The organism is Baekduia sp., from assembly GCF_035318805.1.
Classification (GTDB): Bacteria; Actinomycetota; Thermoleophilia; order Solirubrobacterales; family Solirubrobacteraceae; genus Baekduia.
Genome location: NZ_DATHDY010000058.1, coordinates 21,354 through 47,038 on the forward strand (window position 1 = coordinate 21,354; position 25,685 = coordinate 47,038).

The 25,685-nt window shown below is 72.4% G+C and carries 22 protein-coding genes, 3 pseudogenes and 1 riboswitch; of the genes and pseudogenes, 12 read left to right on the top strand and 13 right to left on the bottom strand.

Going from position 1 to position 25,685, the window contains the following annotated elements:
* Positions 1-62: 62 nt before the first annotated feature.
* From VK501_RS13440 to VK501_RS13455, 4 genes are all read right to left on the bottom strand, one after another.
* Positions 63-2,873, bottom strand: a complete 2,811-nt coding sequence (locus VK501_RS13440) for a helix-turn-helix transcriptional regulator (protein WP_324338090.1) — start codon at positions 2,871-2,873, stop codon at positions 63-65.
* Between the two features lie 107 nt (positions 2,874-2,980).
* Entirely contained in the window at positions 2,981-3,331 is a 351-nt protein-coding gene (locus tag VK501_RS13445; protein WP_324338091.1) for a hypothetical protein, read from the bottom strand.
* 143 nt (positions 3,332-3,474) lie between these two features.
* The gene (locus tag VK501_RS13450) at positions 3,475-3,678 is read right to left on the bottom strand and encodes a hypothetical protein (protein WP_324338092.1); all 204 of its coding nucleotides are present in this window, start codon (positions 3,676-3,678) and stop codon (positions 3,475-3,477) included.
* Between the two features lie 115 nt (positions 3,679-3,793).
* Positions 3,794-4,507, bottom strand: a complete 714-nt coding sequence (locus VK501_RS13455; RefSeq protein ID WP_324338093.1) for an alpha/beta hydrolase — start codon at positions 4,505-4,507, stop codon at positions 3,794-3,796.
* A gap of 216 nt (positions 4,508-4,723) precedes the next feature.
* Here VK501_RS13455 and VK501_RS13460 point away from each other — a divergent pair, with 216 nt between their 5' ends.
* The 5 genes from VK501_RS13460 to VK501_RS13480 all read left to right on the top strand — a co-directional run bounded on the left by VK501_RS13460 (position 4,724) and on the right by VK501_RS13480 (position 10,151).
* Positions 4,724-7,492, top strand: a complete 2,769-nt coding sequence (locus VK501_RS13460) for a helix-turn-helix transcriptional regulator (protein ID WP_324338094.1) — start codon at positions 4,724-4,726, stop codon at positions 7,490-7,492.
* 127 nt (positions 7,493-7,619) lie between these two features.
* A complete protein-coding gene (locus VK501_RS13465; RefSeq protein ID WP_324338095.1) occupies positions 7,620-7,916 on the top strand; it encodes a hypothetical protein in 297 nt (98 codons plus the stop codon).
* A complete protein-coding gene (locus tag VK501_RS13470) occupies positions 7,916-9,175 on the top strand; it encodes a low temperature requirement protein A (protein ID WP_324338097.1) in 1,260 nt (419 codons plus the stop codon). Before VK501_RS13465 ends, VK501_RS13470 begins: the two co-directional genes overlap by 1 nt.
* Entirely contained in the window at positions 9,172-9,936 is a 765-nt protein-coding gene (locus tag VK501_RS13475) for an SDR family oxidoreductase (RefSeq protein WP_324338098.1), read from the top strand. The genes VK501_RS13470 and VK501_RS13475 overlap by 4 nt, the downstream gene beginning before the upstream one ends.
* Entirely contained in the window at positions 9,933-10,151 is a 219-nt protein-coding gene (locus tag VK501_RS13480) for a hypothetical protein (protein ID WP_324338100.1), read from the top strand. Before VK501_RS13475 ends, VK501_RS13480 begins: the two co-directional genes overlap by 4 nt.
* 116 nt (positions 10,152-10,267) lie before the next feature.
* Here VK501_RS13480 and VK501_RS13485 read toward each other — a convergent pair whose 3' ends face one another.
* Positions 10,268-11,794 (bottom strand): nuclear transport factor 2 family protein, encoded by a 1,527-nt coding sequence (locus tag VK501_RS13485; protein ID WP_324338101.1) that lies wholly within the window; start codon positions 11,792-11,794, stop codon positions 10,268-10,270.
* Between the two features lie 508 nt (positions 11,795-12,302).
* Between VK501_RS13485 and VK501_RS13490 the strand changes: the two genes are divergently transcribed.
* Both VK501_RS13490 and VK501_RS13495 read left to right on the top strand, forming a co-directional pair.
* Entirely contained in the window at positions 12,303-12,593 is a 291-nt protein-coding gene (locus VK501_RS13490) for a hypothetical protein (RefSeq protein ID WP_324338103.1), read from the top strand.
* Positions 12,594-12,606: 13 nt separating this feature from the next.
* Positions 12,607-12,858, top strand: a complete 252-nt coding sequence (locus VK501_RS13495; protein WP_324338104.1) for a hypothetical protein — start codon at positions 12,607-12,609, stop codon at positions 12,856-12,858.
* Positions 12,859-13,354: 496 nt separating this feature from the next.
* Here the strand turns inward: VK501_RS13495 and VK501_RS13500 are convergent, their stop codons facing one another.
* On the bottom strand, positions 13,355-13,558 hold the full coding sequence (locus VK501_RS13500) for a hypothetical protein (RefSeq protein WP_324338105.1): 204 nt from the start codon (positions 13,556-13,558) through the stop codon (positions 13,355-13,357).
* A gap of 406 nt (positions 13,559-13,964) precedes the next feature.
* On the opposite strand from VK501_RS13500, the gene VK501_RS13505 reads away from it, so the two are divergent.
* Entirely contained in the window at positions 13,965-15,449 is a 1,485-nt protein-coding gene (locus VK501_RS13505) for an FAD-dependent monooxygenase (RefSeq protein ID WP_324338106.1), read from the top strand.
* Between the two features lie 171 nt (positions 15,450-15,620).
* Here the strand turns inward: VK501_RS13505 and rph are convergent, their stop codons facing one another.
* Positions 15,621-18,203: a rifamycin-inactivating phosphotransferase gene (rph, locus tag VK501_RS13510; RefSeq protein WP_324338107.1), complete on the bottom strand. Its 2,583-nt coding sequence runs from the start codon at positions 18,201-18,203 to the stop codon at positions 15,621-15,623.
* A 255-nt stretch (positions 18,204-18,458) separates the two neighbouring features.
* Entirely contained in the window at positions 18,459-19,229 is a 771-nt protein-coding gene (locus tag VK501_RS13515; RefSeq protein WP_324338109.1) for a class I SAM-dependent methyltransferase, read from the bottom strand.
* A 74-nt stretch (positions 19,230-19,303) separates the two neighbouring features.
* Between VK501_RS13515 and VK501_RS28945 the strand changes: the two are divergent.
* Together VK501_RS28945 and VK501_RS13520 are read left to right on the top strand one after the other, a co-directional pair.
* Positions 19,304-19,423 (top strand): annotated as a pseudogene (locus VK501_RS28945) (hypothetical protein); the annotation flags it as partial.
* Position 19,424: 1 nt separating this feature from the next.
* Positions 19,425-19,532 carry a TOBE domain-containing protein gene (locus tag VK501_RS13520; protein WP_324338110.1) on the top strand — a complete coding sequence of 36 codons (108 nt, stop codon included), beginning with the start codon at positions 19,425-19,427 and terminating at the stop codon, positions 19,530-19,532.
* Between the two features lie 101 nt (positions 19,533-19,633).
* On the opposite strand, the gene VK501_RS13525 is transcribed toward VK501_RS13520, so the two are convergent.
* Positions 19,634-21,886, bottom strand: a complete 2,253-nt coding sequence (locus VK501_RS13525) for a cation-translocating P-type ATPase (protein ID WP_324338112.1) — start codon at positions 21,884-21,886, stop codon at positions 19,634-19,636.
* Positions 21,883-22,236 carry a metalloregulator ArsR/SmtB family transcription factor gene (locus tag VK501_RS13530; protein ID WP_324338114.1) on the bottom strand — a complete coding sequence of 118 codons (354 nt, stop codon included), beginning with the start codon at positions 22,234-22,236 and terminating at the stop codon, positions 21,883-21,885. The genes VK501_RS13525 and VK501_RS13530 overlap by 4 nt, the downstream gene beginning before the upstream one ends.
* Positions 22,237-22,290: 54 nt before the next feature.
* On the opposite strand from VK501_RS13530, the pseudogene VK501_RS28760 reads away from it, so the two are divergent.
* Positions 22,291-22,428, top strand: a pseudogene (locus tag VK501_RS28760) (alpha/beta hydrolase); the annotation flags it as partial.
* Positions 22,429-22,474: 46 nt separating this feature from the next.
* Here VK501_RS28760 and VK501_RS13535 read toward each other — a convergent pair.
* The gene (locus VK501_RS13535) at positions 22,475-23,782 is read right to left on the bottom strand and encodes an HD-GYP domain-containing protein (protein WP_324338116.1); all 1,308 of its coding nucleotides are present in this window, start codon (positions 23,780-23,782) and stop codon (positions 22,475-22,477) included.
* Positions 23,783-23,902: 120 nt separating this feature from the next.
* A riboswitch (cyclic di-GMP riboswitch) is annotated at positions 23,903-23,985 on the top strand.
* A gap of 32 nt (positions 23,986-24,017) precedes the next feature.
* Between VK501_RS13535 and VK501_RS13540 the strand changes: the two genes are divergently transcribed.
* Positions 24,018-24,632, top strand: a complete 615-nt coding sequence (locus VK501_RS13540; RefSeq protein ID WP_324338118.1) for a hypothetical protein — start codon at positions 24,018-24,020, stop codon at positions 24,630-24,632.
* A gap of 422 nt (positions 24,633-25,054) precedes the next feature.
* Here VK501_RS13540 and VK501_RS13545 read toward each other — a convergent pair whose 3' ends face one another.
* Together VK501_RS13545 and VK501_RS13550 are read right to left on the bottom strand one after the other, a co-directional pair.
* A complete protein-coding gene (locus tag VK501_RS13545) occupies positions 25,055-25,465 on the bottom strand; it encodes a VOC family protein (RefSeq protein WP_324338120.1) in 411 nt (136 codons plus the stop codon).
* A pseudogene (locus VK501_RS13550) lies at positions 25,452-25,685 on the bottom strand (hypothetical protein); the annotation flags it as partial. The gene VK501_RS13545 and the pseudogene VK501_RS13550, both read right to left, overlap by 14 nt.

Consider the following 25,685-nt stretch of genomic DNA (forward strand, 5'->3'; position numbering starts at 1 on the left):
ACGCGCAGGCAAGAACGAACACGCTGCGCTCGGTCGCGTCCGTCGCCGAGCGGCGCGACGGCTCAGCCGGGCGCGTCGGCGCGGCGCGCCGTCACGCCGAGCGCGGCGCGAAGCTCCTTGCGCGAGCTGATCTCGAGCTTGGGGAAGACCTTGCGCAGGTGGTACTCGACGGTGCGCGGGCTGATGAACAGCCGGGCGCCGATCTCGGGGTTGGTGTGCCCCTCGCTGGCCAGCCGCGCGATCTGCTCCTCCTGCGGCGTGAGCACGTCGCGCGACGCGGCGGAGCGCTTGCGCGTGGTCTCACCGGTGGCCAGCAGCTCGCGCCGCGCTCGCTCGGCGAAGCCGTCGGCCCCGATGCGCGTGAAGGTGTCGTGGGCGGCGCGCAGCTGCACGCGCGCGTCGAGGCGGCGGTGCTCACGGCGCAGCCACTCGCCGTAGATCAGCTGCGCGCGCGCGAGATGCGGCGCGGCACACGCGGCGGTCAGTCGTCGCACGGACTCGGCGTAGAGCGCCTCCGCGTCGGGGCCCGGCGTCCGCAACGCGCGCGACCGCGCCTCCAGGCCGACGGCCCAGTCCGAGCCGCTCGCCCGCGTGCGCTCGCTCAGTCGGTCCAGCGCGGCGTCGGCCAGGTCGGGGCGATCGCAGCGCGTGGCCGCCTCGACGAGCTCGACGAGCCCGTGGGCGAAGAGACTCAGCTCCCCCTGTGCGCAGGATCGCTCAGCGGCGGCCATGGCCTCCTCGTAGCGCCCGAGGCCGTTGTAGAGGATCGCGCTCGCGCCCTCGGCCATGCTCATCGCCACGCCCTGCCCGCTCGCGTCCGCGAGCTGGCGCCGCGCGGCGACCAGCTCCCGTGCCCCGTGCTCGTCGCCCTGCCACGCGGCAAGCATCTCCGACCCGATGATCAGCGGCGCGGTGCCGGTCAGCTCGACGATCGCCGAGGACTCCTCCAGCAGCGTCCGCGCGCCGTCGAACTCGCCGGCGTGGATGTACGCCCCGGCGAGGTAGTTGGCTGCGATCGGTAGGACGTCCAGCGCACCGGCCTCGCGCGCGAGCCGGACGCCGCGCACGGCGAGCTCGTGCCACGTCGCGTCGTCCCACAGGTCGGCGGCCACACGGCAGGCCAGCCACAGCCACCGGTTGCTCTGCGGGTCGGTGCCGCCGTCGCGCTGGAAGGCCTCCAGCGCGGCGCGGGACGCCGGGACGGACGCCGGGTAGCCGTCCGTCACGCGGATGGCCATGCTGTCCAGCAGCAGGTCACTGGCCCCCGGTGGAGATCCGGCCGGGGCGTCGCGAACCACCTCGAGCACGCCGGTCGCGTCCTCGGCGCGCCCGGAGAAGATCGTTGCCGCCAGCGCCTCCAGGCAGGTCTCGCGCGCGAGCGGCGCGTCGAGCGGGACGAGGCGCCGGGCCGCGTCCATGAGCAGCGGCGCGGCATCGCTCCCGCGCCGCTCGGCGAAGGCGATCTGCGCGCGCAGGCGCTGCACCCGCGCCAGCTGCAGGTCGTCGAGCGGCAGCAGGGCGGCCGTCGTTAGCAGCGCGTGCGCGGCGTCGGGAGCGCCGGCCTCCAGCTTGGCCTGGGCCGCGGCCAGCGCGCGCGATCCGCGACGCGACGGGTCCGGCGTCAGGGCCGCGGCTCGCTCAAGGAACGCGGCGCTGGCCGCGGCCCCGCCGCGACGCTGCGCGCGGCTGGCCGAGTGCTCCAGCTCGCTGGCGACGGCCTCATCCGGGCCGCTTGCCGCATGAGCGCGGTGCCAGGCGCGTCGGTCGGGGTCGGTCGCGGGATCGGTCGCCTCGGCCAGCGCCCGATGCGCTGCATGGCGGTCGGGGCGGGTGGCTCCTCGGTACACCGCCGACCGTACGAGCGGATGGCGGAAGCGGGCGCGCGCGCCGAACTCGACGAACCCGGCGGCTTGGGCCGTCTCGGCCGCCTCGGCACCGAAGCCCAGCTGCGCGAACGCACGCCAGATGAGGGGAACGTCGCCGACCGGTTCAGCAGCGGCGACCAGCAGCAGCTGCTGGGCCTCCCGGGGAAGCGCGGCGATGCGCTGGAGGAAGCGCTGCTCGATGCGGTCGGACATGAGCAGGAGGTCGATGCTGTATCCGTGCGCGCCGGCGCCCGCCCGACGAGGCGGCTGACGGCGGCCCGGGTCGGGCAGCGCGAACCCACCGGCGAGCCCCGCCGGAGTCCGGCCTCTGGGCAGCTCCAGCAGGGCCAGCGGATTGCCGCGGGTCTCGGCGACGATGCGATCGCGGACCCCCTCGTCCAGGACACCGCGGATCTCGGACGCGAGCAGGCGACGTGCGTCCTCGTCGGCGATCCCCCGAACGACCAGCTCCGGAAGCCCGGCGAACTCGGTGGCGCTGCTGGGCTCGCTGATGGCGAACACCATCGCGACGCGCTCGACCTGCAGGCGTCGCGCCACGAACGCCAGCGCCTGCGCGGACGACCGGTCCAGCCACTGCGCATCGTCGATCAGGCACACCACCGTGCGGCGCTCGGCCATCGTGGACAGCAGGCTCAGGGCCGCCAGCGCAACGACGAAGCGATCAGGGGGAGGGCCGGCCCGCAGCCCGAACGCGACCCGCAGGGCGTCGCCCTGGGGTTCTGGCAACGCGTCGAGCGCGCCGAGGACCGGCGCACACAGCTGGTGCAGCGCTGCGAACGCCAGCTCCATCTCGGATTCCACGCCGGCCAAGCGCATGAGCTGGCAATCGGACGCCTGCTCGGCCACGTGCTCCAGCAGCGCCGTCTTGCCGATGCCCGTCTCGCCGCGGAGCACCTGCACCGAGCTGTGCCCGTGCTTCGCCTGGCGGACCAACCGGTCCAGCGCCGCGAGCTCGGAGGTGCGGCCGTGGAGAGCGTGAGACACCATCGCGGAGGCGTGAGGCTACTGGCACGACGCCCCCGGGTCATGGGTCGACCGCCCTCGTCGATGCGCAGCGGCGCCTGTCGTCGGGGGGTGGGCGGGAGGGCGGGCGGCTACGGCGACGCTTCGCGGAACTGGACGCCGAAGCGCTCGAGGTCGATCCGCCAGCGGATCAGCCGTTCGCCGGCCTGGCGGCTGTCCACGTCGACGACGTCGATGCGCACGCCGTGGCGCGTGAGGCGCACCAGCGGCTCCGTGGCGACGACCGAGCGCGCCATGTCGGCGGCGACGAAGGCCGTCAGCCCACCGGTCAGGAGGTCGAGCCGGGCGATGAACGTGTCGCGGACCCCGCTGTGCAGCGCCGCGCCATCGGCCTCCAGATCGACGCGGACGAACGGCCACATGCGGACGCGGCGCACGAGCTCGAGGGCATCGCTGAGGCGGGGCGATTCGGTGACGGGCATGGCCCCGAGCCTGGCGGGAACCCGGGGTGATCACATCCGGGCCAGTGCCGCGTCTGTCCCCTAGTCGGCAGTGGACGGGCACTCGACGCCGCCGGACATCCCAATGAGGATACGGGCCATCCGGGTTGGCGAACGCGCGCGGATCAGCCCGAGAGGCGCTCACGCACCGTGTCGAGCTCGCGCTGGAAGTCCCCCAGCGAGTGGCGGAGCGGACGCGGGACGGTCGCGGCGTCGTACGCGCGCGCCCGCGCGCGCAAAGCGGCGACCACGCGGTCGAGCCGCGCCGCGCGCTCCTCGAGCCGATCGCGCTCGAGCTCGGCGCCGAGCGTCAGTTGGGCAAGCGACATGATGAACAACTCCTTGGGAACGGGGTACGGGAGCGCCGTCGCGCCGCGCCGCGCCCGGGAACGAGGGCGCGGCGCGGCCCCCGACGGACAGGATCACGGGCGGTGATGGGCTCGGTCAGACGGCCGCGCCGAGCTGGGCGGCCTCGAGGATCAGCCCGGCCGTCTCCTCCGGGCACGAGACGGCGACGGCGTGGGACGCGCCGGCGAGCTCGACCGTGCGCCGCGCGTTGCAGCGCTCGGCAAGCGAGCGCTGCAGCGCCGCCGGGATGTTGCGGTCCTCGGTGCCGATGACGAAGTACGACGGGACGTGCTCCCAGAGCGGCCGTGGGCCCGCCTGCTCCTCGAGCGCCGCCTGCGCGACCGGCCGCTGTGCGGCGGCCATCAGCGCGGCCTCGGCCTCGGGGACGTCGGCGCAGAACTGCGCGTGGAAGCGGTCGCGGGCGATGAGCAGGTCGGCCGTCCCGTCGCCGTGCGGGACCGGCTGCAGCGCGTCGGCGAGCGTGCTGCCGGGGAAGCGCAGCGAGAGCTCGATGCAGCTCTCGCCCGCCGCGGGCGCGAAGGCGCCGACGTAGACCAGCGCGCTGATGTCGCCGGCGTCGGGCGCGACGTTGGAGATCACCGCGCCGCCGTACGAGTGGCCGACGAGGACGACCGGGCCCTCGATCGTGCGGACGAGGTCGGAGATCGCGGCCGCGTCGCCGGCGACGCCGCGCAGGGGGTTGGCGGCGGCGACGGCCGGGTGGCCGGCGGCGAGCAGCCGGCCGACGACGCCGTTCCAGCTCGCGGACTCGGCGAAGGCGCCGTGGACGAGGACGACGGTGGGATGCATGGGGCGGTCCTTTCGGTTGGGTGCAATCACCAGGTGGCCCACCGTCGCGCGTCCCGTCGCGGATCGCCTCGGTCGTCATCACCAGGCAGAGCCCTGGGGCACGCGGGACTGGGGACTTCACTCGGGCACTGACGGACGCGGTGCCCACTCGCCGCCACGAGGGTCCGCCAACGAGACACCGATGCTTCCCGCCCCGCTCCCCGTGAAGGTGACACCGTGACCGTGACCCCTACCGCTACCCCGACCGAGACCCCGCCGCTGCGGGGACGCCAGCGAGAGCTGGCCGAGCTGGACGCGCTGGTCGCCCGTGCTCGTACGGGTCGCAGCGGCGCGCTCGTGGTGTCCGGCGAGGCGGGCGTGGGCAAGACCGCGCTGCTGGACCGCACGGCCGCGCGGGCAGCGGCGCGCCTCCGGGTCGAGCGCATGGTTGCGTCGGAGTCCGAGATGGAGCTGGCCTATGCCGGGCTGCAGCAGTTGTGCGGGCACATGATGGGCTCGGTCGGGCACGTGCTGCCGGCCCCGCAACGCGAGGCGCTCGAGGGGGCGTTCGGTCTGCGTGAGGCCGCCGCGCCCAGCCCGTTGCTCGTCGGGCTGGCCGTGCTCGGGCTGCTCACGGAGGCCGCCGGCGACCGCGCGCTGCTCTGCGTCGTCGACGACGCGCACTGGCTGGACGAGGCGTCCGCGCGAGCTGTCGCGCTCGTCGCCCGCCGCCTCGACGCCGAGGGCGTCGCGATCGTGCTCGCGACGCGTGTCGTGGACAGAGACTTTGCCGACCTGCCCCAGCTCGTGGTCGAGGGGCTCGGGGACGACGACGCGCGCGAGCTGTTCCGCCTCGCGGTCCCCGGCGCCATCGACCGGCGCGTACGCGACCAGCTCATCGCGGAGTCGCGCGGCAACCCCTTGGCCTTGCAGGAGCTGCCCCGGGCGCTGACCCCGGCCGAGATCGCCGGTGGTTTCGCCCTCGTCGTCTCGATGCCGCTGGCGAGCCGCATCGAGCGGAGCCTCGTCGCGCAGCTCGAGCCCCTGCCCGAGCCGACGCGCCGGCTGCTGCTGCTGGCCGCCGCCGACCCGACCGGTGACCCCGCCCTGCTCTGGCGCGCCTGCGCGGTGTTGGGCCTGGGGCCCGAGAACATCGACATCGCCGAGAAGGCCGACGCCCTCGTCGTCGGGACGCGCGTCGGCTTCCGACATCCGCTGGTGCGGTCGGCGATCTACCGGGCGGCGTCGCCGGAGGATCGGCGGCGGGTCCACTCCGCGCTGGCCGCAGCCACCAGCGTCGAGCGCGACCCGGACCGCCGGGCCTGGCACCGGGCCAGCGCGACGCTGCGCCCGGACGAGAACGTCGCCGCCGACCTCGAACGCTCGGCGGCGCGCGCGCGGACGCGCGGCGGCGTCGCGGCCGCGGCCGCGTTCCTGGAGCGCTCGGCGGAGCTGACGCTCGCGCCGGTGCGCCGGGCCCAGCGGCTCATCGCCGCCGCCGAGGCCAAGCACGACGCGGGCGCGCCCGAGGCAGCGCTGCGGCTGCTCGACAGCGCGCGGGACATTCCGCTCACCGCGTTGCACGAGGCGCTCATCGCCCGGCTGCGCGCCCGCGCCGGATACGCGCTGCGCCGCGACCGCAACGGGCCGCGGCTCCTGCTCGCCGCCGCGCAGCGCCTCGAAGGGCTGGATCCGGCACTCGCCCGCGACACCTACATGGAGGCGCTGGCGGCCGGGTTCTACGGCGGCCGGCTCGGCGACGCCGCCGAGGCGGACGTCGTCGCGCGCGCGATCCTGCAGGCGACCGCCGCCGATGAGTCCGGGCGCGCGCGGGACCTGATCCTGCGGGGGCAGGCGCTGCTTGCCGCCGAGGGGCAGGTGGCCGCGATCCCGACCCTGCGCCGGGCGCTGCGCGCGTTCCTCGACCAGGATCCGGACGCGCTCGAGTTGCGCTGGATGTGGTTCGGCTGCCGTGCCGCGATCGACCTCTGGGACCATGACGCGCTGCGGCGGCTCGCCGACCGGCAGGTCGAGTTGGCGCGCGCCCAGGGCGTCCTGACCATCCTGCCGATCGCCCTGACCTTCGTCATGGCCGCGCGCCTGCTCGACGGCCGGCTCGACGCGTTCGCCGCCGCCTGCGACGAGGTCGATGCCATCAAGAACGTCACCGACAACCCGCTGCCGCGGTACGGGCGGATCATCCTCGCGGCGTACCGTGGGCGGGTGGAGGAAGTCGAGCGCCAGGCCCCGCAGCTCCGCGCGGACGCCGAGGCCCGCGGGGAGGGGAACGCGCTCAGCGCGATCAACTCCTCGGCGGCGATCGCCTACAACGGCGCCGGGCGCTACGCCGAGGCCCTGGCCGCCGCGCGCCCGGAGCTGGCGTACACCCACGAGCTGAGCTTCGCGATGCGCTCGCTGCCCGAGCTCGTGGAGGCGGCCGTGCGCACCGGCGACCGTGCGCTCGCCGAGGAGGCGTTCGAGCACCTCGCGCGCGTCACGCGGCCCGCGGGCGGTGACTGGGCGCTCGGCGTCCTCGCGCTCGCCGGGGCGCAGCTGCGCGACGGCGACGAGGCCGAGGGGCTGCACCGCGAGGCCATCGAACGCTTCGAGCGGGGGCGGATGCCGTTGCTGGAGGGGCGCGCCCGGTTGTTGTACGGGGAGGCGCTGCGCCGGCAGCACCGGCGCGTCGATGCCCGCGCGCAGCTCCGCAAGGCCCATGAGCTGCTGTCGCGCTGCGGCGCGGCCGGCTTCGCGGAGCGTGCCGCGCGTGAACTGAACGCGACCGGCGAGACCGTGCGCGTGCGCACGCCCGAGTCCATCGACCAGCTCACCGATCAGGAATGCACCGTCGCCCGTCTCGCGCGGGAGGGGCTCACCAACCGCGACATCGGCGGGCGCCTGTTCATCAGCGCGCGCACCGCCGAGTACCACCTGCGCAAGGTCTTCGTGAAGCTCGGCATCAGCTCGCGCGCGGAGCTCAAGACGGCGCTCGCCGAGCTCGACTGAGCCCGGCGGCCGGGCCCAGGACTCGACGGGGGCGAGCCGCCGCGCTGTCCACGCCGCTGCGGACTGGGCATCGGACTGGGGACGCACCCGGAGGAGATCGGCGACGCGCGCCGCCAGCCTTGCCGTCATGAACACCACCAACAACATCCATCCGGGCGGCGTCGAGGTGAGCGAGGAGCTGATCGAGGCGACCGGCGGCGGCCTGCGCGTCATCGAGGTGGGGGTGGCCGTCCTGCTCGGGCTGCTGGTGTGCCCGCCGCTGTTGATCCTCGCGGTCGTCGTCGCCGTGCCGATCATCGCCATCTCCGCGCTCGTCGCGGCCGTCGTCGCCGCCGTCGCCGTGCCGACCTGGCTGGTGCGCCGCGTGCGCGCCCACCACCGGGCGCACGGGTCCACGCTGTTCCTGCATAGGCTCCGGCGGTGATGGCCGAGCGCGCCCAGGCGCGCCGTCTGCGCCCGCGGGGCGGTGGCGTCCAGCAGCCCACGACGACGGTCGAGCTGTTCTTCGACCTGGTCTACGTCTTCGCTATCACGCAGCTCTCGCACCTGATCGTCGACGACCTCTCGGTCGCCGGGGTGGCCGGTGCGGCGTTCCTGCTGCTGATCGTGTGGTGGGCCTGGATCTACACGACGTGGATGGTCAATTGGTTCGACCCGACGTCGCCGGCGGTCCGCTCGGTGCTCACCGGCGTGATGCTCGCGAGCCTGCTGATGGCGGCGGCGCTGCCCGGGGCGTTCGGCGACGACGGCGTGCTGTTCGCCGTCAGCTACGTCACGCTGCAGGTGGGGCGCAACGTCGCGGCGGCGAGCCTGCTGCGGCGCGACCAGCCGCTGCGCGACGTGTTCGAGCGGCTCGTGGGCTGGAGCGCCGCGTCGGGCGTGCTCTGGCTGGCGGGCTCGGCGCTGGAGGGCGACCGGCGGCTGCTCCTGTGGATCCCCGCGGTGGCGCTCGACCTGTGCGCCCCGGTCGCCGGCTACTGGCTGCCGCGCCGCGGGCGCGCCGCGACGACCGACTACGACATCGAGGGCGGCCACTTCACCGAGCGCTGCGAGGGCTTCATCATCATCGCCCTGGGCGAGTCGATCGTCGTGACGGGCGCGACGGCGGCGGACGCTGGCCTGACCTCCACGGTCGTCGTGTGCCTGGGCGTGGCGTTCCTCGAGACCGCCGCCTTGTGGTGGCTGTACTTCGGCGCGATGGCCGAGCGCTCGCGCCTGGTGATGCGCACCAGCGAGGACCCGGGCCGGCTGGCGCGCGACGCCTACACCTACCTGCACGTCCCGATCGTGGCCGGCATCATCGCCACGGCGGTGGGGGACGACCTGCTCATCGCCGAGCCGCGGCAGGCGCTGCACGGCGTCGGCCTGGCGGTGGCGCTCGGCGGGCCGGTGCTCTACCTCGTGGGCGAGAGCCTGTTCCGGATGCGCGTGACGGGTGCCGTGAACCCCAAGCGGCTGGCCGTGGCGGGGGTGCTCGTCCTGCTCGCGCCGGTCGGCGCCCAGGTCAGCGCGCTGGCGCTCAGCGCGATGGTCGCCGCGCTGCTGGCCGCGCTCGCGCTGTGGGAGCTGCGGGCGCCCGCGCACCCGCTAGGGCCGCGACCGGGGTCTCCGACGGACGCGCCGCTGGCGTCCGTCGGCGATCTTCGACATCTTCAACAACAACAGGAAGGAACAACATCATGAAAATCGTGGTCATCGGTGGGAGCGGGCGCGTCGGCGCCAACGTCGTCCGCCGGCTGGTCGCGCACGGGCACGACCCGGTGCCGGCCTCCCCCTCCACGGGCGTCGACACCATCACCGGCGAGGGCCTCGCCGAGGTGATGGCGGGCGCCGACGTCGTCGTCGACGTCTCCAACGCGCCGGTCTGGGACGACGACGCGGTGCGGGAGTTCTTCACCACCTCAACGCGTAACCTCCTGGCGGCCGAGCGCGAGGCCGGCGTCGGCCACCACCTCGCGGTGTCGATCGTTGGGGCCGACCGCCTGCCCGACAGCGGCTACCTGCGCGCCAAGGTCGCCCAGGAGGCCGAGATCGAGGCCGGGGGCGGGCCGGTGCCGTTCACGATCCTGCGCGCGACGCAGTTCTTCGAGTTCCTCGGCCAGATCACCGAGGCCGGCGCCGAGGGCGACCGCGTGCGGCTCCCGACCGGGCTGATGCAGCTGGTCGCCGCCGACGACGTCGCCGCGACCGTGGCCGAGCTGGCGACCGGCGCGCCGGTCGGCGGCCGCGTGGAGCTCGGCGGACCCGAGGCGCTGGGCGTCGACGCGTGGGCGCGGCGGCTGTTCAAGACCACCGGGGATCAGCGCGAGGTCGTCGGCGACCCGCGCGCGCGCTACTTCGGCACGGAGGTGACGGGCGGCGAGCTGACGCCCGGCGAGGGCGCGCGGATCGGGGCTACCGACTTCGAGACGTGGTGGGCCGCGCACATGGACACCCAGCGATGACCGAGATCAAGGTGGTCGTCACGGGCCCGGAGGAGGCCTATGACAACGAGGCCGAGTTCTGGTGCGCGAACGAGCTGATGGCGGTGACCGTCTTGCACGAGGGTCGGCTGCACCTGCGGATCGACCCGCGGGCCGATGGGGCGCCGTGGCTGGCGGACGCCACCAGCCTCGCGCAGTCCCTGGCCGAGGCCGAGCAGCGGCTCGCGGCCTACTGAGGCACCGACATGATGGGTTCGCTCTTCAGCGGCTTCAGGGAGGTGCGGATCCCCACGCCGGGCGGTCCGGTCCTCGCCAAGTTGGGCGGGGCCGGGCCGCCGCTGCTCCTGCACGGCTATCCCGGGAGGGGGATGGCGGCCGTGACGAGGGTGCCGCCGTCGGCCGGGCTCTCGACCTGGAGCTCGCCGTCGAGAGCGGCGACGCGGTCCGCGAGCCCGAGCAGCCCGCTGCCCTCGGGCCGGGCGCCGCCGATGCCGTCGTCGCGCACCTGGATTCGGAGGGTCTGGTCCTCGACGGTCGCTCTGACCGTCGCGCGTTCGGCGCGGGCGTGTTTGGTGACGTTGGTCAGCGCCTCGGCGACGACGAAGTACGCGGTCGCCGCGATGGGTGCAGGGAGCCGGCCCACGGACACGGCGTTCTCGACCGGCAGCGACATCCGGGACGCCAGCGCGTCGACTCCCGCCCGCAGCCCGCGGTGGGTGAGGGCCTCTGGGAGGATGCCGTGCGCGAGCTCGCGCAACTCGTCCGTGGCGCGTTCGGCGTTGTCGAGCGCCTCGGACAGCAGGGCCGGGGCATCATCCTCGTCGTTCTGCATGGCGCGCCGTGCCATCTTCAGCGTGACGATCGTGTGGACCAGGCGCTGCTGCGCGCCGTCGTGCAGATCGCGGACGACGCGCCGGCGCTCCTCGTCGGTCGCCGCCACGATCCGCGCCCGCGATGCCGCGACCTCCGTCCGCGCTTCGGAGTTCGCGATCGCCGTCGCGATGAGCTCCGTGAACTGGGCCAGGCGCGTCTCGGTGACGTGCGAGAACGGCTCGTCTCGGGTCGAGGCGGCGAACGCCCCGCCCCACACGCGGCCGTCGACCACGATCGGCACGCCGACTGCGGACCGGATCGCGAGCCGCCGCGCCTCCTCGACGAACGGTGCCTCATGCGGGAGCTCCATTGGCCCGAACCGCACCGCGCGCCCGTCGTCGCGCATCGAGCGCAGCTCGTCGTCCAGCGGCCGTCGGGCGCCGATCGGAAGGCGTGCGTCCCCCGCGCTCCAGGCGGCCAGGAGCGTCACCGTGTCGTCGGCCTCGAACCGCATCAGCGACGTCGGATCCGCGCCGACGAGCCAGCCGACCTCCTCGTTGACCGCCGCGAACAGCTCGTCCTGCGACACGCCGCGCGCGACGAGCGTCGCCACGCGTCGCAGCGCCGCCTGCTCCTCTGCCATCTTCGTGCCCTCGGCCCGCGAGGGCACGTTCACGACGTCCTCGCGGTCCGCGCCCTCGGCCGCGTAGTAGGACGTGTGGGCGACGATGCGCCCGCCGCGCGCGCGGTAGATCGCGCACACCGAGCCCTGCGGGCGCAGCGGCCCGCCTGACGGATCGCCGTTGAGGATCTGGTGCTCGACGACGATCGTGTCGCCGCTCTCGGCCACGATGCGCGTCTCCTGGATGCGCAGGCGGGGGAACTCGCGGAAGACGGCGGTGACGTACCCGAGGACCGCGGCGACCCCGTGCAGCGCGCCGCCGTCCACCACGCACTCGACGTCCTCGTCGAACACCTCTCTCAAGGCGTCGAGGTCGTGGTCGTTGTGACTCTTGTGGAAGCGGGCGACGAGCGATCTGAGGTTCACGGCGGGCTGACCGGTCAACGGGTTCCTATCGGCACGGGGGCGGTGAGTCCCGACCACCCCGGGGCGCAGCCGGGATCCTGACCAATCTTCCCACCAGAACGCGAGCATGGCGACGAGCGGCAGTCCCACCGGGGGCCGAGCGCCAGGCTGCTCGGTCACCGTCTCGCTCACGCGCCGACACCGGCCCGGTCCATCACCAGCTCGGCCGCGATCCGCACCTCGCGCACGCGCCCATGGTGGCAACGATGACCGCGTTCAGGATCGCGGCCGGGTGCCGTCCGGCGGGGTTACGAGGTCTCGGTGTCCGTTGTTGGTACCGGCCCGGAAAAGGAGTACCGTCATACGTGAGCTGACCCTGCGGGCAGGACTTCAGCCTCAAACCCGAAAGCAACCGATGCGCAGATGCGCTGAGGCGCGGAGCTTGCGGCATGATCGAGACCCGCGGGGCCGAGCCGCTGATCCACGCGTTGGGTCTCGTTCCCTCTCCTGTCGCGCGGCACCTCCAGAGGGTTGGGAGGTTTCCGCAATGCAAACGCAGCGCAGCGTCGATGAAGCGTCGATGCTAGATCCGACGTTCGGCACGTCGACCGTGGTGCCGCAGCGCTCGGCGCGTCGAGCGACCGCGCGTCGCGCCAGCAGCCGTCGCGCCACCGCGCGTCAGCGCAAGGACGACGTCGAGGGGCGCATCGACGAATACGTGCAGGACCACCCGGACAGCACGATCGGCGACATCGCCAAGCGATTGAACGTCAACCGCGGCACGATCGCCGCCGAGCGGTCGAACATCGTCAGGGCCGGCGACATCAGTACGGGTTAGGCGGCCGATAGCCATGGCGCACACCCTCAGCCACCGCGTGATGTCCGAGCCGCGCGCCTCGGGCCAAGAGGTCTGGCCGACGATCACGGCGGCGCTGGACGACGGCCCTCTGCGAGGAACACGTATCGAGGTTCAGGTGGTCGAGGGCCGCCCGCCGAGCACGGTCAACGTGCCGGCCGACGACGGCAGCACGTGCCGCTACTGCCTCGCGGAGTGGGCCCAGAGCGGTCCGTCCGCGGTGTACACGTTCCTCTACCGCGTGTAGACGCTCCGCGGCGCACGCCGGCGCTTCCCGCGAGGCTGTCGGGCCAAGTCGCCGCTCGGCGGCCTCCCCTGCCGCTGGTTTCCACCGAAGGACGGCCAGCGAAGTCCGGCGCTGGCCGGGCGCACTGGCGCTGGTCGCACGTGAACGTGTTGATTAGAGAGCGGGTGTGTCGGCCGTTACGGCAGGCGGCTGCAACTGCTCGGGAGCCGTTCTACAGACCCTCGACCGCGAACACGCGCCCACCCTCTAGCTGTCGCTTGAGACCGTCAGAACGAGCCCCAGGCGAACCGTTCCCGCTTTCTCGATTTGGGTGGCGCCCCCGCGTGTCTGTCTGTCCCTTCTCTTGACCCGGAGTTCCAGCGGTCAGGCCGACCGCGCCACTGCCGCTTCGGGCGAAGCGCGCGAGCGGTCTGTTCTCGCCGCCCGTGGAAGGGAGCAGCCGGACTCCGTGGCCGCGACGCGCCACCAGCGATGTGCATGCGGTCGGCGCACGCGCCTAGTCTGCGCCGGGCCACCACGGGAAGTAGATGAAGGCGATCAGGGTGAGGGCGATCAAGGCCACGTAGCCCACGAGGCCCACGCCAAACGCGACGGCGATGAGACTGCCGGTCAGAAGAGCGACGAGAGCCAGTGTCACCGGCACGACGAAACGCGACGAGCCGATCACGGCCGCCACGGCGACAAGGGTGGAGACCGCCACGATAAACCCAAGCGTGCTCAAGGTCCGGGCAGGCTATCTCACCGTTGACGCCAGGTTGGCGGCAGGAAGCAGTCTTGGCCCTGCCGCATCCGCTACTACATCGGACGACAGGCGGCTGTCCACACGGGCGTGCGCCACTTCATGCGCCCGCAGTCGGCGGGCCGGTCTCTCCAGCCTGGCGAGCGTTGAGCAGCGCCACGCTGCTTCGCGAGGGGTATCCGTCCGCACCGGACGACATGGGAAAGGACGTTCCCGCTCCTCTCCACTTCCACTTTATATCCGACGGGGGGGCTTGATTCAAGCCCCGGGGTGTGCTGCATAATCGCCGGCCGCAAGGCAGGACGTACGGAAATGCGAGGCGCGAGATGTGTGTGTTGTTGTTGACGTATGCGGCCGGAGTGTGGCGATGACTGAGCACGCGGTGGTGATCGCCGGAGGCGGTCCGACGGGGATGATGTTGGGGGCCGAGTTGGCGCTGGCGAAGGTCGACGTCGCGATCGTGGAGCGGCGCGCGGGCCATGAGCTCGCCGCCTCGCGCTCGCGCGGCCTGCTCTCACGCACGATCGAGGTTCTCGATCAGCGTGGAGTCGCTGATCGGTTCCTCTCGGAGGGGCAGGTGGTTCAGGTCTGGGGGGAGTTCGCCGGCGTCCAGATGGGGATCAGCGACTTCCCCACCCGGCACAACTACGTGCTCGCGCTGTTGCAGAACCACATCGAGCGCATACTCGCCGGCTGGGTCGACGAGCTGCCGGTGACGATCTACCGCGGCCGCGAGGTGACGGGGTTCGCGCAGGACGACACCGGTGTCGACGTCGGGCTGTCCGACGGCGAGTCGCTGCGGGCCGAGTATCTCGTCGGGTGCGACGGAGGACGCAGTCTGATCCGCAAGGCGGCCGGCATCGAGTTCCCGGGGTGGGATCCGTCGACCAGCTCGTTGATCGCCGAGGTCGAGATGGACGGAGAACCGGAGCTGGGCATCCGCCGCGACGACGAGGGCATCCATGCCCTCGGCCCGCTCGACGACGGACGCGTGGGGGTCGTGGTGAGAGAAGAGCAGCTCGGGCTGACCGGTGAGCCGACCCTGCGTGATCTCAGCCGGCTGCTCGTCGCCGTGCGGGGGACCGATTACGGGCTGCGCAGTGCCACGTCGATCTCGAGGTTCACCGATATGAGCCGGCAGGCGGCGTCCTATCGGGAAGGACGAGTGCTGCTGGCCGGCGACGCCGCACACGTACATACGCCTATGGGTGGACAGGGGCTCGGCACCGGCGTGCAGGATGCGGTGAACCTGGGATGGAAGCTCGCCCAGGTGGTCAAGCGGACATCACCGGAAAGCCTGCTTGACACCTACCACGCCGAGCGGCATCCGGTCGGCGCGCGGGTGGTGAAGACCACGATGGCGCTGACCGCGCTCGCTCGCGAGGACGCCCGTATCGACGCCTTGCGCGACGTCATCGGCGACCTGCTGAGCATCGACGACGCCCGCAAGCGGGTCGCCGCGAGGCTGTCCGGACTGGACATCCACTACGACCTCGGCGCGGGGCACCCGCTGCTCGGGCGGCGCATGCCCGATCTCGACCTGGTCACCGCGGACGGCCCGCTGCGGGTGTACACCCTGCTCCACGATGCCCGGCCCGTGCTCCTCAACCTCGGTGAGCTCGGCGGCTTCGACATCACGCCGTGGGCGGACCGGGTTCAGATGATCGACGCCACATATACCGGTAGGTGGGAACTCCCGGTCCTTGGCGAGGTCACCGCCCCCACTGCCGTGTTGATCCGGCCCGACGGATATGTCGCCTGGGTGGGGGACCTCGGCCATGCCGAGCTCCCTGACGCTCTCATGACCTGGTTCGGACCGCCTAGTGGTGATCCCGAGGAAGTCCGACAGTGACAGTCCGCTGGCTTCAGGATGCCTTTCACATCATCCGGCGCGGCGGCCAGTCGTCCCTACTCCGCCTGCGCGAGCATCTCAAGCAAGCCGTCCTTTGACCCCGGGCCGCCAAGCCATCCGCTGTCGGCGAACAGCGTCAGCGACCACGATGCGGAGTCGCGGCAGGGGTGCCTAGGGCAGGATCTCGACGTACCCGTCCGTTCCATGCACGCGGATCCGCTGCCCATCCCGGATCAGCCGGGTGGCATGCTCCAGCCCCACGACGGCCGGCAAGCCGTACTCCCGTGCGATGACTGCGCCGTGGGTCATCAGGCCCCCCACCTCCGTCACGAGACCCGTGATCGCGACGAACAGGGGAGACCAGCTGGGGTCCGTGTAGGCCGTGACCAGGATGTCGCCCGGTTCGAGCTCGGCCTCCGCCATGTCCAGGATGACGCGGGCCCGCCCCTCGATGGTCCCGGCGGAGACCGGCAGGCCGATCAGCGCGCCGCTCGGCAAGTTGTCGCGCTTGTAGGCCCCGGCGATGACCTCGCCTTCCGACGTGAGCACCCGGGGCGGTGTGAGCGCTTGATACGACCGGAACGCATCCTTGCGCTGGGCGATGAGGCGCTCATCCACGTGGTTCGTGCGCACGACGTCGTGGAGCTCCTGGAACGTGAGGGAGAAGATCGCTTCCCGCTCACGAAGCACGCCGGCCTGGACGAGGCGCTCGGCCTCTTCCAGCAAGGCCTGCTTGTACACGAAGTAGCGGCTGACGATGCCGTACTTCGGATACTCCCGGTACCCGACGAAGGTCCGGACGCGGTCGATCATCCGCTTGGCCTCTTCGGCCTTCCCCTCTCCGCCCGGCAAGGCGCGCAAGCGCTCCAGCAGCTCCCGCTCCTTGTTCCACGCCTCCTGCCGCCCCTGCTCGAAGCGCCGCTCGCCGGCGCCCGGCTCGAAGTTCTTGATGTTGCTGAGGATCAACGGCACGAGCGTGGTGGGACGCTCGCTCCAGCGCGGCCTCGTGATGTCGATCTCGCCGACGCAGCGCATGCCGTACTTGTCGAGGTAGGCCCGGATGGCGTCGCGCGCCTCCCGCCCGCCGGGCAGCTCGGCCAGCTCGTCCAGGAAGTCCTCGTCCTTGAAGTCGTGCAGGAAGGCCACCACGTCCGGGTGCGGGCGGATCACGTCGGCGACGTCCAGGAGCGCCAGCCCCATCTCGGACGTGATGTTGTTGGGGGCGGACTGCGTCAGCGTGTCGGCCGTGTTCTTCTCGCCCAGCCACGCCTCCAGTCGCTCGTTGAGCCACCACGTGGCCTCCATGCCGGCCATGACCGCCTGCATGCTCCGCGGATCGAACAGGATCCGCTTCAGCTCCTGGATGTCCGCCAGGATGAAGTCGAGCAGCGCCGATCCGGACGTCGTCCGGATGTCACGCTGCAACGCGGCGACGGAAGCTTCGTTGGCCTCGATCAGCTCGGCGGCGATGGCCGGATCGGTCTCGATCGGGGCCGGCGCGCCGGCCGCCGGCGGCCCGCCGGGACCCTCGTCCGGGAGCGACGGGATGAAGTCGCCGCGGTCGAGGATGGTCTGCAGCGCGTCGCCGATCAGCGGATCGGACTTCCCCAGGGCCTCCAGGACGGCGGCGCGGCTCGTCGGCGACGCCAGGCGCTCGGCGACGTCGACGAACAGCCTCCCGCCGGCCTCGTGCATGCGTGGGAGGGCCGTCAGCTGGAAGAGGGAGAGCCCCAGCGGCTTCATGGGGTCGGTCATCATCTGCTGATGGCCGACGGAGACGTAGACGTGGTTCTCTCCGTCGTCGGCCGCGGGGATGGGGAACAGCGTGGTGATCGGCCGGCTCTGGACGATCTGGAAGCCGTCGTCGACCAGGCACCACTCGATGTCCTGGGGGCGGCCGAGACGCGCTTCGATCCGCCGGCCGAGCTGCGCAAGCCGGATGACCTGCGCATCCGTCAATGCCGGCTGCTCCTGACGCTCCGGCTCGATCGCCTGCTCCTGCGTCCCGCCGGCCGGCGAGGCGTGGATGGCCAGCCGCTTGGTGGCGACCGCCTTGGCGACGACTTCGCCGTCCCGCACCTTGTGGAGGTCCGCCTTCACCAGGCCGGAGACCAGGGCCTCGCCGAGGCCGAAGCCGGCCTCCACTGAGGCGACCTTCCGGTTGGACGTGACGGGGTCGGCCGTGAAGAGGACGCCGGCTGCGTGCGGGAAGACCATCTGCTGCACGACGACGGCCATGTGGACCTTGCGGTGGTCGAAGCCGTTGCGCAGGCGGTAGGTCACGGCCCGCTCGGTGAACAGCGAGGCCCAGCACCGGCTGACGTGCTGGAGGATCGCGGCCGGCCCCACGACGTTCAGGTACGTGTCCTGCTGGCCGGCGAAGGAGGCCGTCGGCAAGTCCTCGGCCGTCGCACTCGATCGGACGGCGTAGGCGGCCTGCTCGTCAAGACGGGCGAGCGCGCGGGTGATCGCCGCCGCCACGTCGTCGGGGATGGCGATCCCTTCGAGGGTCCGGCGGATCTCCGCGCTGAGCCCGCGAATGGCTTCCCGGTCGCCGGGGTCATGACGCGACAGCCGATCGAGCCGATCGTCGATCGACGGGGCCTCCGCCATGATCCGCCGGAAGGCGCTCGTCGTCACACAGAAGCCAGGCGGCACCCGGATGCCTTCGATGTGCGAGAGCTCTGCCAGATGCGCGCCCTTGCCGCCGACGACCGAGACCTGCGTCCCGCCGATCTCGGGGAAACCGACCACGTAGCGATCGGGCTGGGAGGTGTCGATCCCCGTCGGACCGCCTCCAGCGATCGCCGCTGCATGCTCGTCGGTACCATCGCGCTGCTCCGTTCGTCGTTTGCGGCGAGCGAGTATGCAGCAGACCCGGGGGCTTGAAACAAGCCCCCCTGGTGGCCATACTATGGATGTGGCGGGGCGGTCTCCTGCCGGGCGTCGGTCAGCTTGATGCGAGCACGGGGTGGTCGGCGCAGCCGCTCGGGCCTCAGCGCCGGCGCTTCAGCGCGCGACGATCAGCCGGACCGCGCCGATCCGCTCAGGCTGGCTGCGCAAGTGGCCGTGGCGCTCGTCCCAGCGTCCGGCGGCGAGGTCGTCGGCGAGACGGGCGATGCCGCGTGCGACCGCGTCCGGGTCGGTGAGGACCCAGCCCGATTGCGCTGCACGGACCTCGTCGTCCAGGAACGCCTCAGGTCGGGCGTAGTAGGCCTCGCCGAAGCCGTCGGTGCAGTCGCTCGGGACGGGGACGGCGATGACCTCGACGTCGCCACCGAGGACGGTGACGACGTGGTCGATGGCCGGGAAGCGATCGCGCTCGGTGGCGATGACTTCGGGGACGTACTCGTTGAGCCAGAAGCCGAGCAGCGCGTCGGCGTCGAAGGTGAGGATCGCGACCGGGCCGCGGCTGACGCGACGCAGCTCGCGCAGGCCGCCGTCGAGGTCGCGCCACTGGTGGATGGTCACCGTGGCCATCGCCGCGTCGAAGCTGTCGTCGTCGAAGGGCAGGCGTTCGGCGGTCCCGTCGAGTGCGGGAGCAAGATGTAGCGGTCGCTGGGTGCGCATCGCCGCCGACGGCTCGACCGCGACCACATGGCGGTCGGTCGGCTCGTAAGAGCCCGCGCCGGCGCCCACGTTGATGACGGTCTGCGCCTCGCCGAGGACCGAGTGGACGAGCGCAGCGATTCGCGCGTCGGGTTGGCGACGCGCGGCATAGCCGCCGCCGTGCGTCTCGTAGTCGAAGTCGCCCGCCGGTGCTTCTCGCACGTCGCTCATGTCGTCGATCAAAGCACAGCGGGTGGCTGGGCTTGCATGCCGAGTGACGGACAAGGCGACAGGCGCCGGCGCACGACGCTCGCGACGTCGCGCTCGAGCACAGCAGCCGCCGGGTCCCCGTCGTCGACGACGCGGGCACGCTGATCGGCGTCGTCGCGATCACGCGCGACCTGCGCGGCTTCTGCGGGGCCTAGGGTGGCCTCGATCACCACCGAGGCGGCGGCCGAGCTCGGCATCGCGGAGCGCACGGAGGTGACAGCGATCATCAAGGCGTCTGACGTGCTGCTGGGCGTCAAGGAGTGAGCTGACGCACGGCTACGGCTCGGTGTGGACGACGACGTCGGCGATGTGGGTCGCTGTCCGGTCAGCCTCGTCGTCCCAGACCCGCGGCGCGGCAGGCCTGATCAGCTGGCGGCTGATGGCTTCGCACAACACGCGTCGTCGCAGACCTCGGCAGGCTCGGCGATTGGCTCCGCCACCGCGACCGGCCGGCGTGTGCCGCGCAAGAGCCGCATGGCGTTGAGGGTTACCGCGAGCGACATCCCCATGTCCGCGGCGACGGCGAGCACGAGGGTGACGAGCCCGAAGGGCGCGAGCAGGACGAACGCGCCTTTGACCGCCAGCGAGGCGACGACGTTGACGCGCATGATCGACCGGGCCTTGTGGGCGAGGTCGATGGCCTCGGGGAGCCGGTCGAGGCGGTCGGACATCAGCGCGAGGTCGGCGCTCTGCAACGCGACGTCGGAGCCGGCGGCCCCCATCGCGACGCCGACGCGCGCGGCGGCGAGGGCGGGGGCGTCGTTGACGCCGTCGCCGACCATGGCAACGACATTGCCTTGGTTCTGCAGCTCGGTGACGGTGGTCAGCTTGTCCTCGGGCAGCAGCCCGGCGCGCCACGCGCCCACGCCTGCCTCGTGTGCGACGGCGCGGGCGACGGGCTCGGCGTCGCCGGTGAGCATGACCACGCGCGGCACGCCGGCCTCGCGGAGCTGCGCGACGAGCTCCACCGCTTCGGCACGCTGCTGGTCGGCCAGGCCGAAGGTCGCGAGCAGCCGGTCGCCCTCTCCGAGCGCGAGCGCGGTCTGTCCGGCCTCGTGGAGCTCGGCGAGCTGCGCCACGTCGTCACCGGTCCTCTCGGTCGCCAAGCGAGGGCCGCCGGCCCACAGCTCGCGGCCACCGACGCGCGCCTGGGCGCCGCGACCAGGCAGTGACTCGAAGTCCTCGACCGGGTCGACGTGCAGGTCGCGCTCGCGGGCGGCGCGGCGGATGGCGGCGGCGAGCGGGTGCTCGGAGCGGGCCTCGACGGCGGCCATCAGGGCCAGTGCCTCGTCCTCGGTCACGGCGCCGGCCGGGGCGATGGTGCGCAGCTGCGGCAGCCCGAGGGTGAGGGTCCCGGTCTTGTCGAGCACGACGAGGTCGACGCGAGCCAGCTCCTCGAGCGCGGCGCCGCCCTTGATGAGGATGCCTCGGTGGGCGGCGGCGCCGATCGCCGAGACGACCGCGACAGGAACCGAGATCACCAGCGAGCAGGGGCAGGCGACGATCAGCAGCGCGAGCGCGCGGTAGAGCCAGGTGTCCAGCTCGCCGCCGAAGGCCAGCGGGACGCTGGCGAGCAGCAGCGCGGCGAGGAAGACCAGCGGCGTGTAGATGCGGGCGAACTGGTCGATGAAGCGCTCGGCCGGCGCGCGGCTGCCCTGGGCGTCCTCGACCAGTGCGGCGACGCGCGAGAGCGTCGAGTCGGCCGAGGTGCGCGAGACTTTGATGGTCAGCGCGCCGGTGGTGTTCAGCGTGCCGGCGAAGACGCTGTCGCCCGGCTGCTTGTCGACGGGCACCGACTCGCCGGTGATCGGCGCCTGATCCACGCTCGATGATCCGTCGGCCACCGTGCCGTCCAGGGGCAGGCGCTCGCCCGGGCGCACCACGACGTCGTCGCCGACCGCGACCGCGTCGACCCCTACAACTTGCTCGCGGCCGTCGACGAGCACACGCGCCTGGGCGGGCGCGAGGTCCATCAGGGCGCGGACCGAGCGGCGGCTGCGCTCCAGGGCCATGGCCTCAAGCCCGGTCCCGACCGCGAAGAGGACCAGGACCCACGCGCCCTCGGCGTAGGCGCCGATGCCGACCGCGCCGACGGCGGCGAGCGTCATCAACACGTTCATGTCCAGCGAGCGGCGCAGCAGCGCGGCCCAGGCTGCGCGGGCGATCGGCCGGCCGCCCACGATCATCGACACCAAGTACAAAGGCTCGGCGACGGCGCGTGGGGCCGAGGCCAGGCTCGCGATGACAGCGGCGACCAGCAGTGCCACCGAGGCGGTGGTCGATAGGGCGCGCACGTCGCGGCGCCAGAACGGCGCCGCGGCGTGAGCCGTAGCACGATCGGCGGCCTGCGCGCGGTAGCCGGCGCGGCTGACGGCACGCAGGACGTCGGCGTCGGGCGCGTCGCCGGCGACGAACATCGTCGCCGTCCCGAACGAGACCTCGGCGGTGGCTACGCCGTCGAGGGCTGCGACGGTCTTCTGCACCGTCTTGGCACACGCCGCGCAGTCCATGCCGTCGACCCGGAAGCGGCGAACCTCGTCGGACTCCGGCACCGCCGGCGCGACGGCCTCGGGCTCGGCGGCGGCCGGGAGCATCGGTAGATCGATCGGCGGCGTCATGACGCCATCTCGACATCGGAGATCGTCGCCAGCAACGCCTTGCCCCGCTCGGTCATCGAGTACATGACCATCTTGCCGTCGCGCCGCGAAGTGGCCATGCCCGCGGTGCGCAGCGCGCGCACATGGTGGGAGACGAGGTTCTCCGCGCGCCCTGAGATCCACGCGAGATCGCACACGCACAGCTCATCGGTGGCGGCCAGGGCGGCGGCGAGCATCACGCGCGTCGGGTCGGCCAGGGCCTTGGCGTCGCGGGCGGCCCGCTCGGCGGCTTCGAGAGGAAGGACCTGGGCGCGCAGCGCCTCGGCCTTTTCGAGATCGAGGCAGAGGAGGTCACAGCGATCATCGGCCATCGCGACAATCTAACACGCGTTGGGGCGTTAGCCGGAGCGCGCGGTTGGTAGGTCATAATCCCGAGGCTGCACCAAGCGGGTCATCGCGTGATGGCGGCGCAAAATCCGCTGATGTCGTTGGCTGACGACGTCGCAAACACCCGGAAGCCGGCCGAATGGATGGGGGGCCCGACTCTGCTGGTCGGCCATTCCTAGCAGACCGCCCTGCCCGGACTCAGCGCGCGCGGTGCGTCGTGCGTCAGCCGCGCGCGACGACGCGCAGGACGGCGTCGACGACTTGGGGGTCGAACTGCGCGCCGCTGCAGCGCTGCAGTTCGGCGATCGCCTCGGCGGTCGGCATCGCTTGGCGGTAGGAGCGCGTCGTCGTCATGGCGTTGAACGCGTCGCAGGTCGAGACGATCCGCGACTCCAGCGGGATCTGCTCGCCCACGAGCCCATCCGGATAGCCATTGCCGTCCCAGCGCTCGTGCGAGCCGCGCACCACTTGGCCGACCTCGCGCATGATCCCGCCGACGCGGTCCAGCAGCCGCTGGCCCTCGATGGTGTGCGTCCGGATGATCGCCCACTCGCCGTCGTCCAGCGGGCCGGCCTTGTTGATGATCTCCTTCGGCACCGCGATCTTGCCGACGTCGTGCAGGAGCGCGCCGAATTCGACGGTCCGGCAGCGCACGGAGTCGAGGCCGAGCTCGCGCGCGACCTCGAGGGCGAGCTGGACGACGCCGCGCGTGTGCTCGCCGGTGTAGGTGTCGTCGGCCTCGACGATGTCGCCGAGGACCAGCGCCGTGCCGCGGTAGGCGTCGTTGAGCTCGATCAGCTGCTCGAGGCGCACGCGTCGCTCGGCGGAGAACCGCTTCAACAACCCGAACAGCGGCGCGACCAGGAGGATCGCCCACCATTCCTGTGCCGTCGCCTGCGCGAGGAGGAGCCCGAGGGGCGTCAGGGCGAGGTCGATCATCCAGACGTCGCGCGACTCCTCGACGAGCTCTCGGAGCGTGACACCCTCGAGGAGTTGCTCGCGCGTCGCGCTCGCGCCGAAGTCGCACACGATCTGCGCGGCGATCGCGGCCAGCAGGACGGCTGGCCGGGAGAACACGTCGTCCCCGTGGTCGAGCCAGACGAAGACGGCCGCGGGGCCGATGGCGAACCATGCGTTGGCGGGCGCGCTGAGCACGCGCGACGCGGGCACGCGGCCGCGCACGAGTTCGGGCAGCTGCGCCAGCACGAGGGCGCCGGCGACGAGCAGCGGGACGAGCCCCGGCCGCACGAGGAACAGCAGCGGGAGGAACACGACCTGCGTCGGGACGGTGAAGCCGGCGCCGATGTCGAACTGCACACGGCTCACCGCGGCCAGGCTGACGACGTAGGCCAGGACGACCGGCGTCGAGCCAGTGCCGTGCGGGCCGCCCGTGACGGCCAGCAGCAGCCCGGCCGACAGGAAGGCCAGGCCCATGAGCAGCTCAGCGCGCAGCTCGCGAGCCGCCAACCGCTGCGTGCGCTGCGTGAAGTACGCCCGGGTGCGTTCGGTGGCAAGGGTCGCGTCGGACATGGATCTCCCGGGGTGATCGACGCTGCGGAGCCCCACTTGATGGATTTGATCGAACAGGTGTCCAGAAATCCGAAGCGCGCGAATGCTGCGCAAAGCTCCCGCCGACGACCATCGGGACATCCCAGCTCAGGGCAAACCCGTCGCGAGGCGGGGGCGCAAAGCTAGAGGTCTCGCAACCGCTGCGAGATGGCTCGGCCGCCAAGGGTCACCGTTTCCCGGAGGATCTGCCTTGCGCTTGAATCTGCCCGTCCGCGTCGACACGTCGAGGCCGCTGATCGCCGCGGCCGCCGTCTTGTCCGGCTTCGGCTTCACCCTGCTCGGGTCTGCCTCTGCGCAGGCTGCGCTCGTCGCCACGGGGGCGTGTGACAACGCCACCCTGTCGCAGCCGTTCGCGTCCTTTGGCGACAGCGCGAGCTACAAGCTCATCTCCGGCGGCGACTTCGAGAGCTCGCTCGCGGGCTGGTCGGTCAGCCGTGGCGCCGCTGTCGTCGGTGGCGCCGGCGGCGCCGGCCATGCGCTGGCGCTCTCGCCCGGCGAGAGCATCCAGACGCCTTCGACCTGCGTGAACACGAGCTACCCGACGTTCCGCCTCTTCGCGAAGAACACCCAGGGCCTCGGCACCGTTCTGGTGCAGGCGGTCTACAAGCTGCCGCCGCTGAACCTGTCGGTCCCGCTGCCCGTCGGCGTCATCACGCTCAACAGCACGTGGTCTCCGACGCTGCCGATGCTGACCGGCTCCATTGCCGCCGGCCTGCTGTCGAATGGCACTGCGAAACTGTCCCTGCGCTTCACTGCGCTCACCGGTACCACCGCGATCGACGACATCTACGTCGATCCGCGCATGCGCTGATCCTCGGGCCCGCGCATCTGGATCGTGCCGGCGGATGCTCGACGCTGTCCCAGATGCGGGCGTGGCGCCGACGAGGCGGACGCTCGCGACGAGGCGCGCGTCGATGGCGATCGTCCGGCCTGCGCTTGGGGTCCCTCGGCCGAGACGAAGCGCCGGCAGCGGCACGCGCCGGCCGGACGGCAGGACGAGCTCGGCGATGTAGGTCGTTGATTGATAGGCACGGTACCGGGCACGTGGCGCGACGGGGTTGCGCCGCCGCCTGCGAGATGCCGCGACCGACCGCGCATCGGTGGGCGGTGTCGGGCCGCGGTGTCGGCGGTGCCTGCGCTCGGCGACAGCGTCGCGCGTCAGGCGCCCGTGTGCCGGAGCCGCGTGTCGCCGCATACGCGCGAGCGCAGTGAGGGCCGCGTGAGCGGTCAAGCTCAGCCGCGGCGCTGAGCCGGGTCCGCGCGAGCGGCGGGCTGGAAGAGCTCGATCGGGTTGCCCGACGGATCCTCGGTGAGGATCTGCTGGCCACCCGGGCCCGAGATGATCTCGCTGCGGAACGTCAGGCCGGCCGCACGTAGGCGCGCCACCTCGGCGGCGATGTCCTCGACGATGAGGTGGATGCGGTTCCATCCGCCTGGGGTCGGCGTGGTGCCGTCGGGCAGCGGTCGTCCGGCGGAGCTGGTCGGGCCGCTGAGCAGCAGCCGCAGCCGGCCGCGCACGACGTCGGCGAACGGCGGAGCGGGGTGGGTCAGCAGCGCGAAGCCGAGCTTGTTGGTGTAGAAGTCGATCGCGGCGTCGACGTCGTCGACGATGTAGCGGACGTTGACGAGATCATCGTCGGGCATGTTCAGCTCCGGTTCCGATCGGGGTGTGGTCGAGGGACTCGAGCAGGAGCGAGACGCGCTCCGCGACTTCGGTCGCGATGCGCTGGAAGGCGGCGTAGCCGGCCTCGTCGTCGTCGGCCGCGCGCGCTGGGTCGGGCATGCTCCAGTGCGCGACGCTCGGGTGGCCGGGGAACTCGGGGCACACCTCGCGCACGCGGTCGCAGAGGCTGATCACGTAGTC

Coding starts and splice junctions, on each gene's coding strand:
- VK501_RS13530 (WP_324338114.1), bottom strand. CDS start 22,236: ATGGCCGATGATCGCTGTGACCTCCTCTGCCTCGATCTCGAAAAGGCC.
- VK501_RS13480 (WP_324338100.1), top strand. CDS start 9,933: ATGACCGAGATCAAGGTGGTCGTCACGGGCCCGGAGGAGGCCTATGAC.
- VK501_RS13440 (WP_324338090.1), bottom strand. CDS start 2,873: ATGGTGTCTCACGCTCTCCACGGCCGCACCTCCGAGCTCGCGGCGCTG.
- VK501_RS13505 (WP_324338106.1), top strand. CDS start 13,965: ATGACTGAGCACGCGGTGGTGATCGCCGGAGGCGGTCCGACGGGGATG.
- VK501_RS13470 (WP_324338097.1), top strand. CDS start 7,916: ATGGCCGAGCGCGCCCAGGCGCGCCGTCTGCGCCCGCGGGGCGGTGGC.
- VK501_RS13515 (WP_324338109.1), bottom strand. CDS start 19,229: ATGAGCGACGTGCGAGAAGCACCGGCGGGCGACTTCGACTACGAGACG.
- VK501_RS13475 (WP_324338098.1), top strand. CDS start 9,172: ATGAAAATCGTGGTCATCGGTGGGAGCGGGCGCGTCGGCGCCAACGTC.
- VK501_RS13535 (WP_324338116.1), bottom strand. CDS start 23,782: ATGTCCGACGCGACCCTTGCCACCGAACGCACCCGGGCGTACTTCACG.
- VK501_RS13490 (WP_324338103.1), top strand. CDS start 12,303: ATGCAAACGCAGCGCAGCGTCGATGAAGCGTCGATGCTAGATCCGACG.
- VK501_RS13545 (WP_324338120.1), bottom strand. CDS start 25,465: ATGCCCGACGATGATCTCGTCAACGTCCGCTACATCGTCGACGACGTC.
- VK501_RS13465 (WP_324338095.1), top strand. CDS start 7,620: ATGAACACCACCAACAACATCCATCCGGGCGGCGTCGAGGTGAGCGAG.
- VK501_RS13495 (WP_324338104.1), top strand. CDS start 12,607: ATGGCGCACACCCTCAGCCACCGCGTGATGTCCGAGCCGCGCGCCTCG.
- VK501_RS13445 (WP_324338091.1), bottom strand. CDS start 3,331: ATGCCCGTCACCGAATCGCCCCGCCTCAGCGATGCCCTCGAGCTCGTG.
- VK501_RS13525 (WP_324338112.1), bottom strand. CDS start 21,886: ATGACGCCGCCGATCGATCTACCGATGCTCCCGGCCGCCGCCGAGCCC.
- VK501_RS13450 (WP_324338092.1), bottom strand. CDS start 3,678: ATGTCGCTTGCCCAACTGACGCTCGGCGCCGAGCTCGAGCGCGATCGG.
- VK501_RS13455 (WP_324338093.1), bottom strand. CDS start 4,507: ATGCATCCCACCGTCGTCCTCGTCCACGGCGCCTTCGCCGAGTCCGCG.